Origin of the sequence: Planosporangium thailandense (assembly GCF_011947195.1) — a bacterium.
GTDB classification, from domain to species: Bacteria; Actinomycetota; Actinomycetes; order Mycobacteriales; family Micromonosporaceae; genus Planosporangium; species Planosporangium thailandense.
Genome location: NZ_JAATVY010000003.1, coordinates 195,469 through 209,454, shown reverse-complemented (window position 1 = coordinate 209,454; position 13,986 = coordinate 195,469). Strand labels below are relative to the sequence as shown.

The 13,986-nt window shown below is 72.9% G+C and carries 13 protein-coding genes; 5 read left to right on the top strand and 8 right to left on the bottom strand.

Annotated features, from left to right (window positions below; translation table 11 throughout):
* Positions 1–248: 248 nt before the first annotated feature.
* Positions 249–1,799, bottom strand: coding sequence for a leucyl aminopeptidase (locus HC031_RS06385; protein ID WP_167924233.1), 1,551 nt, complete (start codon positions 1,797–1,799; stop codon positions 249–251).
* A gap of 232 nt (positions 1,800–2,031) precedes the next feature.
* Positions 2,032–2,199: a DUF3117 domain-containing protein gene (locus HC031_RS06380; protein ID WP_167924232.1), complete on the bottom strand. Its 168-nt coding sequence runs from the start codon at positions 2,197–2,199 to the stop codon at positions 2,032–2,034.
* 221 nt (positions 2,200–2,420) lie between these two features.
* Here HC031_RS06380 and HC031_RS06375 point away from each other — a divergent pair, with 221 nt between their 5' ends.
* Entirely contained in the window at positions 2,421–3,239 is an 819-nt protein-coding gene (locus HC031_RS06375; RefSeq protein WP_167924231.1) for a PaaX family transcriptional regulator, read from the top strand.
* A gap of 52 nt (positions 3,240–3,291) precedes the next feature.
* Entirely contained in the window at positions 3,292–4,083 is a 792-nt protein-coding gene (locus HC031_RS06370) for an enoyl-CoA hydratase-related protein (RefSeq protein ID WP_167924230.1), read from the top strand.
* 122 nt (positions 4,084–4,205) lie between these two features.
* Here HC031_RS06370 and HC031_RS06365 read toward each other — a convergent pair whose 3' ends face one another.
* The 5 genes from HC031_RS06365 to ndhC form a co-directional block, all read right to left on the bottom strand.
* The gene (locus tag HC031_RS06365; RefSeq protein WP_167924229.1) at positions 4,206–4,787 is read right to left on the bottom strand and encodes a hypothetical protein; all 582 of its coding nucleotides are present in this window, start codon (positions 4,785–4,787) and stop codon (positions 4,206–4,208) included.
* Positions 4,788–4,831: 44 nt separating this feature from the next.
* On the bottom strand, positions 4,832–5,413 hold the full coding sequence (locus tag HC031_RS06360) for a DNA-3-methyladenine glycosylase I (RefSeq protein ID WP_167924467.1): 582 nt from the start codon (positions 5,411–5,413) through the stop codon (positions 4,832–4,834).
* A gap of 11 nt (positions 5,414–5,424) precedes the next feature.
* Positions 5,425–5,910, bottom strand: a complete 486-nt coding sequence (locus tag HC031_RS32900; protein ID WP_167924468.1) for an SRPBCC family protein — start codon at positions 5,908–5,910, stop codon at positions 5,425–5,427.
* Between the two features lie 95 nt (positions 5,911–6,005).
* On the bottom strand, positions 6,006–6,590 hold the full coding sequence (locus HC031_RS06350) for a DivIVA domain-containing protein (protein WP_167924228.1): 585 nt from the start codon (positions 6,588–6,590) through the stop codon (positions 6,006–6,008).
* Positions 6,591–6,710: 120 nt separating this feature from the next.
* A complete protein-coding gene (gene ndhC, locus HC031_RS06345; protein WP_167924227.1) occupies positions 6,711–7,088 on the bottom strand; it encodes an NADH-quinone oxidoreductase subunit A in 378 nt (125 codons plus the stop codon).
* A 322-nt stretch (positions 7,089–7,410) separates the two neighbouring features.
* Between ndhC and HC031_RS06340 the strand changes: the two genes are divergently transcribed.
* The 3 genes from HC031_RS06340 to HC031_RS06330 all read left to right on the top strand — a co-directional run bounded on the left by HC031_RS06340 (position 7,411) and on the right by HC031_RS06330 (position 11,221).
* Positions 7,411–9,255 carry a 2-oxoacid:acceptor oxidoreductase subunit alpha gene (locus tag HC031_RS06340; protein ID WP_167924226.1) on the top strand — a complete coding sequence of 615 codons (1,845 nt, stop codon included), beginning with the start codon at positions 7,411–7,413 and terminating at the stop codon, positions 9,253–9,255.
* The gene (locus HC031_RS06335; protein WP_167924225.1) at positions 9,248–10,300 is read left to right on the top strand and encodes a 2-oxoacid:ferredoxin oxidoreductase subunit beta; all 1,053 of its coding nucleotides are present in this window, start codon (positions 9,248–9,250) and stop codon (positions 10,298–10,300) included. The genes HC031_RS06340 and HC031_RS06335 overlap by 8 nt, the downstream gene beginning before the upstream one ends.
* Positions 10,301–10,762: 462 nt before the next feature.
* Positions 10,763–11,221: a YdeI/OmpD-associated family protein gene (locus HC031_RS06330; RefSeq protein ID WP_167924224.1), complete on the top strand. Its 459-nt coding sequence runs from the start codon at positions 10,763–10,765 to the stop codon at positions 11,219–11,221.
* 6 nt (positions 11,222–11,227) lie between these two features.
* Here the strand turns inward: HC031_RS06330 and HC031_RS06325 are convergent, their stop codons facing one another.
* A complete protein-coding gene (locus HC031_RS06325) occupies positions 11,228–13,921 on the bottom strand; it encodes a winged helix-turn-helix domain-containing protein (RefSeq protein WP_167924223.1) in 2,694 nt (897 codons plus the stop codon).
* Between the last annotated feature and the right edge of the window lie 65 nt (positions 13,922–13,986).

Below are 13,986 nucleotides of genomic sequence, written 5' to 3'. Positions count from 1 at the left end.
GAGGAGGCCAGGGCGGCGCTGCTGGCGGTGCGCGGCGTGGGGGCGTTCACCGCCGACGCGATCCTGCTGCGGGCGCTCGGCCGCCCCGACGACGTGCCGTTGGAGATGGCGCAGTTCACCCGGATCGCCGAGGCGCTCTACGGCGACCGGCCGCCGACCGCCGCGCAGCTACGCGAGCGCTACGGGCGCCACATCGGCTGGTGGTCCTACCTGAGCCGGATGGGCCTGAGCTGGATCGACAGCGACCGTCAGTCGGGTGAGGCCGCGGCGACGCGATCCAGCCAGCGCACCAGCGTGCGCACTCCCCAGCCGGTGGCTCCCTTCGCCAGCTCCCCGTCGGGCGAGTCCGACCACGCCGGCGCCGACATGTCCACGTGCGCCCAGCGGTCGCGGACGGCTCCGGCAAACTCGCGCAGGTACATCGCGGCCAGCACCGACCCCGCGCCGATCGACGTGGAGTTGACCAGGTCCGCCACCTCGCTGTCGAGCGCATCGCGGTAGTCGTCGGGCATCGGCATCCGCCAGACCCGCTCGCCGGCGGCGTTCGCCGCCTCGGCCAGCCCCCGGGCGAGCGCATCGCTGTCGCTGTAGAGGGCGGCGGTGCGCTTGCCCAGGGCGACGCCCTGGGCACCGGTCAGCGTGGCGAGGTCGACCAGGAGGTCCGGATCGAGCCGGCGCACCGCGTACGCCATGGCGTCCGCCAGCACCAGCCGCCCCTCGGCGTCGGTGTTGAGCACCTCGGTGGTCATCCCGCCGTAGTGCCGCACGACGTCGCCGGGCCGGTACGCGCTGCCGCTGGCCATGTTCTCGGCGAGCGGCGCCAGCGCGGTCACCCGCACCGGCAGGCGCAGCGCCGCGGCCGCGATCGTCGCCGCGGTCACCGCGGCTGCTCCGCCCATGTCCTTGCGCATCAGCTTCATGCCGCTCGTCGGCTTGATGCAGATGCCGCCGGTGTCGAACGTGATGCCCTTGCCGACCAGGACGATGTGGGTCCGCGCGTTCTCCGGCTGCCACGACAGCTCGACCAGCCTGGGTGGACGGGTCGAGCCCCCGCCGACCGCCAGGACGGCGCCGAACCCCTCGCCGGCCAACTCCTCCGGCTCCCGGATCGCGACGGTGAGGCCGGGGCGGCCGGCGGCGGCCTCCCGGATCCGCTCGGCCAGCCAGGCGGGCGACTTCTGGTCGCTCGGCATGTTCGTCAGGTCGCGGGCCAGGATGGTCGCCTCGGCAACGGTGCGGGCGACGTCGAGGCTCGCCGCGTACCGCTCGGGCGCGTCGACCACGATCGTGACGCTCGCCAGCCGGGGTGCCCGGTCGGAGTCGTCGGGGGCCAGCCGGAACCGGTACGCGGCCAGCCACAGCCCCTCGGCCAGGCCGCGGACCGCGTCCGGATCCGCGCCCGCGGGCAGCCCGACCGTCACGTCGCTCTGCATCCGGGCGGACCGGGCGATCGCTGCCCCCGCGGCGCGCCAGCCGGCCTCGTCGGCGGCGCCCACGCCGGCGAGGATCACCCGGCGCGGCGTGGCCAGTGGGCGGGTCAGTGTCTGCACGGCGCCAGCCGTCCCGCTGTGCTGGACGTCGGCGATGAAGGCGAGCGCCTCGTCGCGTACCGCCGCCTCGGCGGCGCATGCGGTCGGCAGCGGTTCGCCGACGGCGCCGCCGGGGCGCGTGCCGTTGCCGGTGGCGGCCCGGGCCGGTTCGGCGCCCGGGTCGGATCCGGCGGCGGGGGTCGGGGATACCAGCGGCAGCGCCAGCGTCTCCGGCGCCGCCCCGTCGACCGCGAGCCGGATCTCGATCACGGCCGCCTCCTCACGTCGTCACCACCCGCCCGCCGCACCGATCGGCGCGGGGCACCCACAGCCGGCTCCACGCGGGGCACGTGGAGCTCTTCACCTGAGGTGCCGAGGCGGGCGTCACCCACTGCCATGCGGGCGCCACCCCATGCTATGAAGGCCGCCAAGGTCGCCGTTCAGCAGCCCGCCGCACGGCTTCGTCGAGCGTGCGGCGGGCGTCGGTGACCCGAAACCGCGATCAGCCCGTGGCCGACTTCAGCGCTTCGCTCAGCGCGTTGGCCTCGTCGGGAGTCATCTCCACGACGAGCCGGCCACCACCCTCAAGCGGGACCCGCATGACGATGCCGCGGCCCTCCTTGGTGACCTCAAGCGGACCGTCACCCGTCCGCGGCTTCATGGCCGCCATGTTGTCTCCCCTCACACTTTATGGTCTTCAGATCCCGGGCACGCCGGCCGCGCCCGGGAGCTGCGCAGGCCCCGCCGGGGCGGCCGCTCGTGTGAACGGACGCCCTGAAACGGCGCCGACCAATGATTTTCCCTGATGATGGCCTCAAGACCCAAACTGGGGCTGATTTGTTGTGACAGCGTCTGGTGGCCGCCACGCAGAACCTGTCACAATATGCGGCCATGCAGGCACGGTCGGCGCTCTTCGACCTGTACGGCGACTACCTCCGGCCGAGAGGTGGGCGGGCGCCCGTTGCTGCGCTCGTACGCCTGCTCGCACCCCTCGGGATCGCCGCCCCGGCCGTACGTACCGCGGTGTCCCGGATGGTGCGGCAGGGCTGGCTGCACCCTCTGCGGCTGGCCGGCGGCCCGGGGTACCTGCTGACCCCCAAGGCCGCCCGCCGGCTCGACGAGGCGGCCAGCCGCATCTACCGCACCCGCACCAACGCCTGGGACGGCCGGTTCGACCTGATTGTGCTGGAGGCGCCGGCGCACCGCGCCGACCGGGGACGACTGTCGGCCAACCTGTCGTTTCTCGGGTACGGGGCGATCGACGCCACCACCTGGGTGGCCACCCGCCCCGCGGACGAGGCCGAGACGCTGCTGACCGAGGCCGGCATCCGGTTCGAGCGGTTCACCGCCAGCCACTCCGGGGGCATCGACGGCGCCGGCGCGATGGTGCGCCGCGCATGGAACCTGGCCGAGATCGGCGCGGCGTACGAGCAGTTCGTACGGGAACTGGAGCCGATCGTCTCGGCCGCCGGCCCCCACAGCGCCGACGAGCAGGCGTACGCGGCGCGCTTCATGCTCGTACACGCGTGGCGGACGTTCCTGTTCCGCGACCCGCAGCTACCCGCCCAGCTGCTGCCCGAGCCGTGGCCGGGCAGTGCCGCCGCGGACTTCTTCGACAGCCACGCCGCCCGGCTGCGCCCGGCCGCCGACCGGTTCGTGGACCGGTGCCTGGAGAGCTCCGCCGCCCGGGTGGCGGTCCCCACGCCCTGACCCGCGCGGCCGGTTGCCGTGCCCGCCCATCCCAGACCGAAAGAGGCCTACCGTGACGGATGTCCTGCTCGTCGAGCGTGTCGACGGGATCGCGACGCTGACCCTCAACCGGCCCGACTCACTCAACTCGCTCGACGTGGCCCTCAAGGTGGCGCTGCGCGAGACCCTCGGCGAGCTCGCCGCCGACCCGTCGTGCCGCGCGATCCTGCTCACCGGCGCCGGCCGGGCCTTCTGCGTCGGGCAGGACCTGCGCCAGCACGTCGAGACCCTCCAGTCCGGTACGAGCGACCCGCTCGGGACCGTGCGCGAGCACTACAACCCCGTCGCGACGCTGCTGGCCGAGATGCCCAAGCCGGTCGTGGCCGCGGTCCGCGGGATGGCGGCCGGCGCCGGCGCGTCGCTGGCGATGCTCGCCGACTTCCGCATCGGCGGCCCGGGCACCGGGTTCCTGATGGCGTTCGCCAACGTCGGCCTCGCCGGTGACACGGGCGCGTCCTGGGCGCTACCCCGGCTGGTCGGCCACGCCAGGGCCACCGAGCTGATGCTGCTCGCCGAGCCGGTGAGGGCCGAGGAGGCGCTGCGGCTCGGGCTGCTGACGAAGCTCGTCGAGGACGACGAGGAGGTGCTGCCGGCCGCGCGGGCGCTGGCCGCCCGGCTGGCCAGCGGCCCGACCGTCGCGTACGCCCAGATCAAGCGCCAGCTGCGGATCGGCGGCACCGGCACGCTGGCGGAGGCCCTGGAGGCCGAGTACGAGGCGCAGAAGGTCTCCGGCGCCACCGCCGACCACCGCAACGCCACGTACGCGTTCGTCAACAAGCAGCGGCCGGTCTTCGAAGGCCGGTAGACCCGCGCCGACGGCCAAGATCCGCACCGACGGCCAAGATCCACGCAATGTCGCGCACATTGCGGTCTCCGCGCGCTCGGAGGCCGCAATGTGCGCGACATTGCGGTCCAGGGAAGCCCTGGTCAGTCCTCGTCGTCGTCTTCCTCGGGGTCGAGGTTGGTGACCTCGCCCAGCACGTACGCCTGCATGGCCAGCTCGTCGCCGAGCGGTGACACGTACGCCGGCAGCTCGCGCGGGCCGAGCTGCTGCACGTAGGTCCAGAACGCCCGCACCGCCTCGCCGGGCGAGGCGGCCTCGATGGGCAGGTACACGCCGACCAGCCACTCCCGGTCGGCAACGGGCACCGCGCCCGCTTTCTCGACGAAGGCGGCGAACCGGTCGGGGTCGATCGGATGAGCTCCGGTCCGGGCGCCGGTTACGCCGTCGGCCGGCAGCGGCGCGTCGAACAGCCGGTGCGTGTACGCGATCTCGAGCGTCGTCCCGGCACCGCCGGCGCCGGGGTCGTCGGGATCCCGCGCGTCGGCGCCGACCGACACCACCCGGCCCAGCGCGAACACCACCGGCTCGGCCTCCGCCACCAGCGCGACCCGGTCGCCGACTGCCGGCAGCGGCTCGTCCAGCCCGGTCAGCTCGAGCGTGTCGTGCCGGAACAGCCGCTCCGCCTCGTACCGCTCGTCGGGTACCACCACAGCCCAGTGCGCCATGCCCTCATCACATCACGGCACCCGGCAGCCGGTACGCGGCCGGGTCAGCGCGGACGGCCGAAGGCGACGTGACAGTCCGTCAGGTGGTCGTCGACCATGCCGGTCGCCTGCATCAGGGCGTACGCGGTGGTGGGGCCGACGAACCGGAAGCCGCGCCGGCGCAGGTCCTTCGCCATCGCGGTCGACTCCGGGGTGACCGCCGGCACCTCGGCGAACGTCCGGGGACGCCGGCTGCGCGGCGGCGGCGCGTACGACCACAACAGGGCGCTCAGGCCCCCGGCGAGGTCGGCGGCGACCCGCGCGTTGTGCACGGCGGCTTCGATCTTCATCCGGTTGCGGACGATCCCCGGATCGGCCAGCAGTCGCGCGACATCCGACTCGTCGAACTCCGCGACCTCGGCGATCACGAAATCCTTGAACGCGGCCCGGAACGCGGGGCGCTTGCGCAGGATGGTCAGCCACGACAGCCCGGACTGGAACGCCTCGAGGGTCAGCCGCTCGTACAGGCCGTCGTCGTCGCGTACGGGCCGGCCCCACTCGTCGTCGTGGTAGGCCATGTAGTCGGGGGTCGTGCCGGCCCACCGGCAGCGGGCCAGGCCGTCGGGCCCGATGACGAGATCGGTCACGGCAGCGTCGGTCACGGGAGTTGCCCCGCTTCCACCAGCCGGGCGAAGCGGCGCAGCGCCTGGGTCAGGCTGACCTTCGAACCGGGCCAGAGCACCGGCCAAGCGATCTTGCCGGTCGCGCCGCCGGGCAGGTGGAACCATTCGTGCCAGACCACCTGGGTGCGCGCTCCGTCCAGCGGCGTGCAGCGCAGGACACCCGGGCCGCGCAGCATCTTGCCGTAGTGGACCACCCGGATCTCGTACGGCCGGTCCACCCTGATCACACGCATCTCGTCGCGCAGCATAGCCGGCCCGACCTGGGTGACGGCCTCGATGGAGCTGCCCTCCCCGCCGTCGCCGTCGACCAGCCGGACCCGCGTGAACGGGATCCAGTCGCTCTGCCGCTCCCAGGCCATGAGCGCGGCGAAGACCCGCGGGGCCGGTGCGTCGACGATGACGGTCGCGGTCACCTCGCCGGCGCCGGGCTGTACCGCGTCGCCCAGGCCCGCGTCGCCCAGGCCCGCCTCGGCCGCGCCCGGCTCTTCGAGCGGATCGGGCTGCGGGGGTGCCGTTTCGGCGGCCCGATCCCCCGGCGACCGGGGCTCCGGGACCGTCACGGCAGCCTCATCTCCTCGGCCCGGTGCGACCGCGTGCGGTCGCCGGTGTCGGCCCGCCCGGCGGCGTCCGGATCCGCCTGCGTCGGCTCCGCCGGCGTCACGGTCACCTCCGTAGCGGCGTCCTCCCGGTCGGGCGTTTCCCGGGCCACACCCGCCGTACCCGGGTCGGTGTCCGCCGCGGGTTCCCCGCTGGCGGCCGGCTGCGCGCCGGGTGAGGTGAGGTTCAGCGCCGCCGCCCGCGCGGCGCGCAGCTTGTCCGCGTCGCCGTGGCGGCCGGCGCGCAGCGCCTCGACCTCCGCCTCGAGTACGCCGACCAGCTCCCCTTTGTACCCGAGGTCGTACGCGGCCCGCCGGAGCGCCGCGTCGACCTGGTCCATCCGGTATCCCCGGACGGCGGTGTCGAAGCGCACGCGGGCGAGATCGCTCTCCACGAGCGGGCGGTCGGCGGGCAGCGGCAGCGCCCGGCCGTCCGGATCAACGGGCGTGAGGCCCGGGTCGGAGCCGGTGACGAGCACCGCGACGCCGAACCCGATCGCGCCGACAATGAGCGCGCCTATCGTCAGGAGCAGGAGCTGACCCATGCCCTGATCGTGGCACGACCGCCGGGACGAGGCGAGCCTGGCACCCCGGAGGCGGTGACAGCCTGCGCAGATGTCCGACCGGGCCGTACCCGGAGTCGATGGGCACGTCGGCGGGCGCGGTCAGCTCCAGCGGAGGACCCGCTTGCGCCACGCGTACAGCAGGCCGAGCGCGAGCAGGCCGATGAACACACCCATCTCGACCACGGTCGCCGCCCCGAAACCGGGCCGGTCGAAGATGACGGCCCACGGGAACAGGAAGACGCTCTCCACCGCGAACAGGACGTATAGGTACGCGTACACGTAGTAGCGGATCTGCGCCTGCGCCCAGTCGCCGCCGACCGGGTCGACCCCGCACTCGTAGCTCTCCCACTTGCCCGGCGCGTCGACGGGGTGTCGGGGCCGCAGCACCCGGTTGGCCCCGAAAGCCCCCACGAACAGCAGCGCGCCGCCGAGGAGGAGCAGCCCGAGCGTCGCGTACGAGCCGAGATAACCGGTCACGCCCGCAGCCTAGTCGCTCACGCTGCGCACGGGGCCCACCGTCGGCAGTGCACGCGTTGGCGGCCCGACCGATAATTGAGTGCCTTTGGCGAGCCTTCTCCTGCCGGCTCAACCAAGGGCGGCCGGCGTGCGTACCACTACATCGGGGACGCGTTACCGACCAGAAACGTGTCTTCACCCACTCATCGACACCAGACGAAGATCCATTACACCCGCCGACGTAGGCTCGGGGTGTATGTAGTAGCGGGTCCTCCAGGGCCCGTCGCCCGATGCTGCGCGACGGCGACTACCCCAACCCGCCGTCACCAAGGAGGTCAGCCACGTGACCAAACAGGTCCGTCAACTGGATCGAGTGGTCATTCGTTTCGCCGGGGACTCCGGGGACGGCATGCAGCTGACCGGCGACCGGTTCACATCGGAGACCGCTCAGCTGGGCAACGACATCTCCACCCTGCCCAACTTCCCGGCCGAGATCCGCGCGCCCGCCGGCACGCTGCCCGGCGTCTCCAGCTTCCAGGTCCACTTCGCGGATTACGACATCCTCACGCCCGGTGACACCCCGGACATCCTGGTGGCGATGAACCCCGCGGCGCTGAAGGCCAACCTGGGCGACCTACGCCCCGGCGCGGACATCATCGTCAACACCGACGAGTTCACCAAGCGCAACCTCACCAAAGTCGGCTACGACGCCAACCCGCTGGAGGACGGCTCGCTGGACGGGTACGTACTGCACCCCGTCGCGCTGACCTCCATGACCGTCCGGGCCCTCGAGAGCTTCGAGATCTCCAAGAAGGACGCCGAGCGGGCCAAGAACATGTTCGCCCTCGGCCTGCTCTCCTGGATGTACTCGCGGCCCAGCGAGTCGACGCTGCGGTTCCTGGAGCGCAAGTTCGCCGCCCGCCCCGAGGTCGCGGCCGCCAACATCGCCGCCTTCAAGGCGGGCTTCAACTTCGGCGAGACCACCGAGGACTTCGTGGTCCGGTACGAGGTGAGCCCGGCGAAGATGGCCCCCGGCGAGTACCGCAACGTCACCGGCAACACCGCCCTGGCGTACGGCGTCGTGGCGGCCGGGGTCCGCTCGGGCCTGCCGGTCTTCCTCGGCGCGTACCCGATCACGCCGGCGAGCGACATCCTGCACGAGCTGTCCAAGCACAAGAAGTTCGGCGTGACGACCGTGCAGGCCGAGGACGAGATCGCCGCCGTCGGGCTGGCGCTCGGCGCCTCGTACGGTGGGGCGCTCGGCGTGACCAGCACGAGCGGGCCCGGCGTAGCGCTCAAGAGCGAGACCATCAGCCTCGCGGTGGCCCTCGAGCTGCCGCTGCTGATCATCGACGTGCAGCGCGCCGGACCCTCCACGGGCATGCCCACCAAGACCGAGCAGGCCGACCTCAACCTGGCGCTGTTCGGCCGGCACGGTGAGGCGCCGGTCGCGGTCATCGCGCCGCGCTCGCCCGCCGACTGCTTCGACGCGGCCCTGGAGGCGGCGCGGATCGCGCTGACCTACCGGACCCCGGTGATCCTGCTCTCCGACGGGTACATCGCCAACGGCTCGGAGCCGTGGCGGCTGCCCGACGTGTCCACGCTGCCGGATCTGCGGGTGGAGTTCGCGTCCGAGCCCAACGGCCCGGACGGCCGGTTCCTGCCCTACCTGCGCGACCCCGAGACGCTCGCCCGGCCGTGGGCGGTGCCGGGCACCCCCGGGCTGGAGCACCGCATCGGCGGCCTGGAGAAGGCCGACAAGACCGGTGACATCTCGTACGACCCGGCCAACCACGACTACATGGTCCGCACCCGCGCCGCCCGCATCGAGGGCATCCAGGTGCCCGACCTCGAGGTGGACGATCCGGACGGCGACGCCCGGGTGCTGGTGCTGGGCTGGGGCTCCACGTACGGGCCGATCGGCGCCGCCTGCCGGGCGCTGCGCCAGCGGGGCCTGCCGGTCGCCCAGGCGCACCTGCGGTATCTCAACCCGATGCCGCGCAACCTCGGCGAGGTGCTGCGCCGCTACGACCGGGTGGTCATCCCCGAGATGAACCTCGGCCAGCTCGCCAGCGTCGTCCGCTCGAAGTACCTGATCGACGCGATCGCCTACAACCAGGTCCGCGGCCTGCCGTTCACGGCCGCCGAGCTGGAGAACATGCTCGAGGATGTGGTCAAGAATGCCTGAGGCAGGTCTCTCCGCTGGCGCGACGCCGCTCAAGCTGACCGCGAAGGACTTCAAGTCCGACCAGGAGGTGCGCTGGTGCCCGGGCTGTGGCGACTACGCGATCCTGGCCGCCATGCAGTCCTTCCTTCCGGACCTGGGCATCCCGCGTGAGCGGATCGCGTTCGTCTCCGGCATCGGCTGCTCGTCGCGCTTCCCGTACTACCTCAACACGTACGGCATGCACTCGATCCACGGGCGCGCGCCGGCGATCGCGACCGGCCTGTCGGTGTCGCGGCCGGACCTGTCCGTGTGGGTGGTCACCGGTGACGGCGACGCCCTCTCGATCGGCGGCAACCACCTCATCCACGCGTTGCGGCGCAACGTCAACCTGAAGATCCTGCTGTTCAACAACAAGATCTACGGGCTGACGAAGGGGCAGTACTCCCCGACCTCGGAGCTCGGCAAGATCACCAAGTCGACGCCGGTCGGGTCCACCGACTCCCCGTTCAACCCGCTGTCGCTGGCGCTGGGCGCGGAGGCGTCGTTCGTCGCCCGTACGATCGACTCCGACCGCAAGCACCTCCAGTCGGTGCTGCGGCAGGCCGCGGAGCACCAGGGCTCGGCGTTCGTGGAGATCTACCAGAACTGCAACATCTTCAACGACGGCGCGTTCGAGGTGCTCAAGGACCCGCAGACCCGGGACGAGTACGTCATCCGCCTCGAGCACGGCCAGCCGATCACGTTCGGCAAGGACGGCGAGTTCTGCGTGACCCACCCGCCGGGCGCGTTCGGCCTGCGGGTACGCCCGACCGCCGAGGTTTCTCCGGACGAGATCGTCGTACACGACGAGACCGTGGCCGAGCCGGCGTACGCGTTCGCCCTGTCCCGCCTGCCCGAGTCGGACCTGCGCCACACTCCGATCGGGGTGTTCCGCGACGTAGCGCGGCCGGTGTACGACGACCTCGTGCGCGCCCAGCTCGACAGCGCCAAGGAGAAGGTCACCCGCAGCGCCGACGAGGAGCTCGCCGCCCTGCTCGGCTCCGGCGACACCTGGACGATCCTGTAAAACGGTTCCGGACACGAGACGAGCCCCGGTGGGTCACCCACCGGGGCTCGTTTACATGTGATTACAAAGCGTCGCCGTTCACAGGGAATCCGTAGCTGGGGCATAGCTGGACGCGCCGGATCCATAGCCGGGGCCGCGACTGTTTAGGCACGGCAACGACGGCCGTACCCCGCGTCTCGCCTGGTAGCCATCGACTCGGCGCACCTGTCGTAACCCCGCCCCGACGCCCCGCAGCGCGTGGGTCGCACCGAACATGGGCCTGCCGATCAGCATCCACCCGCACGGCGCCGACCTCGACGGGTACGAGGCGCTGCCGGTCGCCCCCTGAACGGGTGGACCGATGGTGTGGACCGATGAGTCCTGCGTCCGGCGCGGGTCATGTCTGAGATGAGGACAGCGGAAAGGCAGCTCCGCAGTCACGATCTATATGTCTGACCTTCGATACCGAGCAGAGGACCGCAGATGCCGAAGAGCGTGACGTTCGAGACCACCGTGGCCGCCAACGGCAACAACACCGGGATCGTCGTACCGGACGAGGTCATCGAACAGTTGGCCGCGGGGCGGCGCCCACCAGTGATCGTCGACGTGAACGGTTACGAGTACCGCAACACCGTGGGCGTGATGGGCGGCAAGCACATGATCAGCATCAGCGCCGCCGTCCGGAACGCCACCGGACTGAAAGGCGGGGATCCGATCCGGGTGACGCTGACCGTCGCGGACGCCCCTAGGGAGGTCGACGTCCCGGCCGACTTCGCCGCCGCTCTCGCGGCCGACGAGCAGGTGGAAGCCTTCTTCCAGAAGCTGTCCAACAGCATGCGGCGGTACCACGTCGACAACGTCAACGGCGCCAAGAGCGCCGAGACGCGCCAGCGGCGCATCGAGAAGGCGATCTCCCTGTTCCGGGACGGCAAGCAGCGGTGACCACCGTCAGGACGAGTGGCTGAAGCGGTCCGAGCCGGCCACCAGGTCCGGGTGCTCCACGGTCAGCGCCACGGCCGCCGCGTCCTCCAGCGTCAGCGTCGCGCCCTCGGCGTACGCCGCGTCGAAGACCACGTCGCCGAGCACCGCCCGGGCGACGGCCTGCTGCTCGTGCCAGTAGGCACCGTTCAGGCCGGCCGCCAGCCGCAACCGGGCCCGCACCGCCTGCGCCGCACCGAAGAGCCGGGCCGCGGTCAGCGGATCCTCCGCGGTCAGGCAGCGGACCGCGACGGCGTTGAGGGTCTCGCAGGCGCACGCGTGGAAGCCGAACCCCATCCGGGACCGGAGCGCCACCGTGAGGTGGTCGTGCGCGGCCACGACGTCGCCGCGCCGCAGCGCGACCAGGCCCAGCAGCATGTCGACCGTACGCCGACCGCGCTCGGCCGGCCGGGACGCCTCCAGTGGCCGGGCGGTGGCCAGCAGGTCGGCCGCCTCGTCGAGCGCGCCGCGGCGCATGAGGATGTGCGCGAGCGTGTACACGGCGGACAGCGCGTCGCCCGGCACACCTTCCCGGCGGGCCCAGGCGGCCACCTGCCGGCAGCTCCGCTCCGCGTCGCCCGTCCGCTCCATCGCGACCAGCGGGGCGCCCCGGCCAGCCAGTACCCGTACCAGCAGCCCGACGTCGTCGGCCCGGCGGGCGGCGGCCTCCGCCCGCTGCGCGAAGCGCAACTGCTCGGCGTGGTCCCCGTCGACGCCCGCCGCCAGCGCGTGGACGTGGTACGCCGTCGCCAGCTCCGCGTCGGTGAGCCGCTCGGCGGTGTCCCGGATCCGCCCGTACAGCCGGAGCATCCACACCCGCGCCTCACGCGCCAGGCCGCGCTCGCACCACCACTGGTCCAGCGCGGCGGCGACACCGAGACCGGCGCGCCCGAGGCCGTGGGTGGACGTCCACCGCAGCGCCCCGCGCACCTCCTCCGCGAGCGGGTCGAGGGCGTACAGCGAGAGGGTGACCGCCCGCCCGTTGGGGTCGGTGTGGGCGGCCTGGATCTGCCGCAGGCACCACTCCACGTGCCGGTCGCGGACGACCTCCTCCTCACCGGTGTCGCGCAGCGCCCCCGCCGCGTACGCCCGGACCGGGCCGAGCATCCGGTAGGTCGCCGCGTCCGCCCGCGGCTCGGCCTGGACCAGCGACCTGTCGACAAGGCTGGCCAGCGGGTCGAGTGGATCGCCGCCGCCCAGCCACTCGATGGCCGGCAGCGTGACGGGGCCGGCGAACACCGACATGCGGCGAAGGAGCCGGGCCGCCGGGCGGTCGAGCGCGCGGTACGACCAGTCCAGCGCGGCCCGCAGGGTGCGGTTCCGGTCGGCCGCTTCCGCCTGGCCGGCGGGTGTCGATCGACGGCCGGCGTCGAGGGCCGCGAACAGTCCGGCCGGCCCCGAGCCGTCGTCTACGCGGGCCGCGAGCTCACCGGCCGACAGCGTCCCCAGGACGCTCGCCGCCAGCTCCAGCGCCAGCGGCAACCCGGACAGCGCCCGTGCGATCCGGTCGAGGTACGGCAGCTCTCCGCCGGTCGCCGGCTGCCCGCCGCGCGCCGCCGCGGTCCGGTCGAGCAGCAGCGACACCGCCTCGCTCGGAGCGCCGTCGCCGCCTCCGTCCACGCCCAGCGGCGCGAGCCGCCAGACCAGCTCCCCGGGCAGGCCGAGCGGTTCGCGGGTGGTCGCGATGACCTGCGTGCCGGGCCCGGCGCCCAGCAGCCGGGCGACCAGCCCGGACGCGGCGGTCAGGTGTGCGTCGCAGGTGTCGAGGATGAGCAGCAGCCGGTGCCCGACCGCATGGTCGGCGATGGTCTGTACGAGCGGGCGACCCGGCTCCGGCCGCACCCCCAGCGCGGCGGCGACCGTGGCGCCGACCCGCTGCGTGTCGTCGACGCCGGCGAGGTCGACGAACCAGACCCCGTCCGGGTACTCGCCGGCTAGGTCACGGGCCACCTGTACGGCGAGCCGGGTCTTGCCGGCACCGGCCGCGCCGGCGACGGTGACGAGGCGGTGGGCCTGGAGCAGTTCGCGCAGCCGCTCCTGCTCGCCGACCCGCCCCACGAACGAGGTGACCGGGGTCGGCAGGTTGTGCGGCGGGCAGTCGACCGTACGGGGGCGCGGGAAGTCCCGGTCGAGTCCGGGCGAGACCAGCTGGAACAGCCGCTCCCTGCCGTCGAAGCCACGCAGCCGGTAGAGGCCGAGATCGCAGAGCACGGTGTCGCCGGGCAGGTCGCCGGCGGACGCGGCGGTCGCCGCCGAACACAGGATCTGGCCGCCGTGGGCGGCGGCCGCCACCCTGGCCGCCCGGTGCACCTCGGGGCTGGCGTACTCGCCGGCGACCGGTTCGGCGAAGCCGGTGTGCAGGCCCATCCGTACTCTCGGCCGGACCTGCGGCCGGGGCCAACGGTGCTCCGACAGCGCGCGCTGCGCCGCAGCGCAGGCGCAGAGCGCGGCATTGGCGTCGGCGAACGCGACGAACAGCGAGTCGCCCTCGGTGAACAGCTCGACTCCGTCGCCTGTGGACAGTGCGCGTCGCAGCACCCGCCGGTGCTCCGTGAGTACCGAGCGGTAGTCAGCACCGAGCATCTGGGCCAACCGGGTCGAACCCTCGATGTCGGTGAACAGAAAGGTCACCAGCCCGCCGGGCAGGTGCATCCGTGCCGACACGCGTGAACCTCCGCCCTGCCAGTCGCCCTCATGCTGCCCGCACGCCGGTCGCGTGCACATCGTAG

Bases quoted from the DNA above. Each gene is read 5' to 3' on its own strand.
- HC031_RS06380 (WP_167924232.1), bottom strand. From the start codon at position 2,199: ATGGCGGCCATGAAGCCGCGGACGGGTGACGGTCCGCTTGAGGTCACC.
- HC031_RS06335 (WP_167924225.1), top strand. From the start codon at position 9,248: ATGCCTGAGGCAGGTCTCTCCGCTGGCGCGACGCCGCTCAAGCTGACC.
- HC031_RS06375 (WP_167924231.1), top strand. From the start codon at position 2,421: ATGCAGGCACGGTCGGCGCTCTTCGACCTGTACGGCGACTACCTCCGG.
- HC031_RS06350 (WP_167924228.1), bottom strand. From the start codon at position 6,590: ATGGGTCAGCTCCTGCTCCTGACGATAGGCGCGCTCATTGTCGGCGCG.
- HC031_RS06365 (WP_167924229.1), bottom strand. From the start codon at position 4,787: ATGGCGCACTGGGCTGTGGTGGTACCCGACGAGCGGTACGAGGCGGAG.
- HC031_RS06330 (WP_167924224.1), top strand. From the start codon at position 10,763: ATGCCGAAGAGCGTGACGTTCGAGACCACCGTGGCCGCCAACGGCAAC.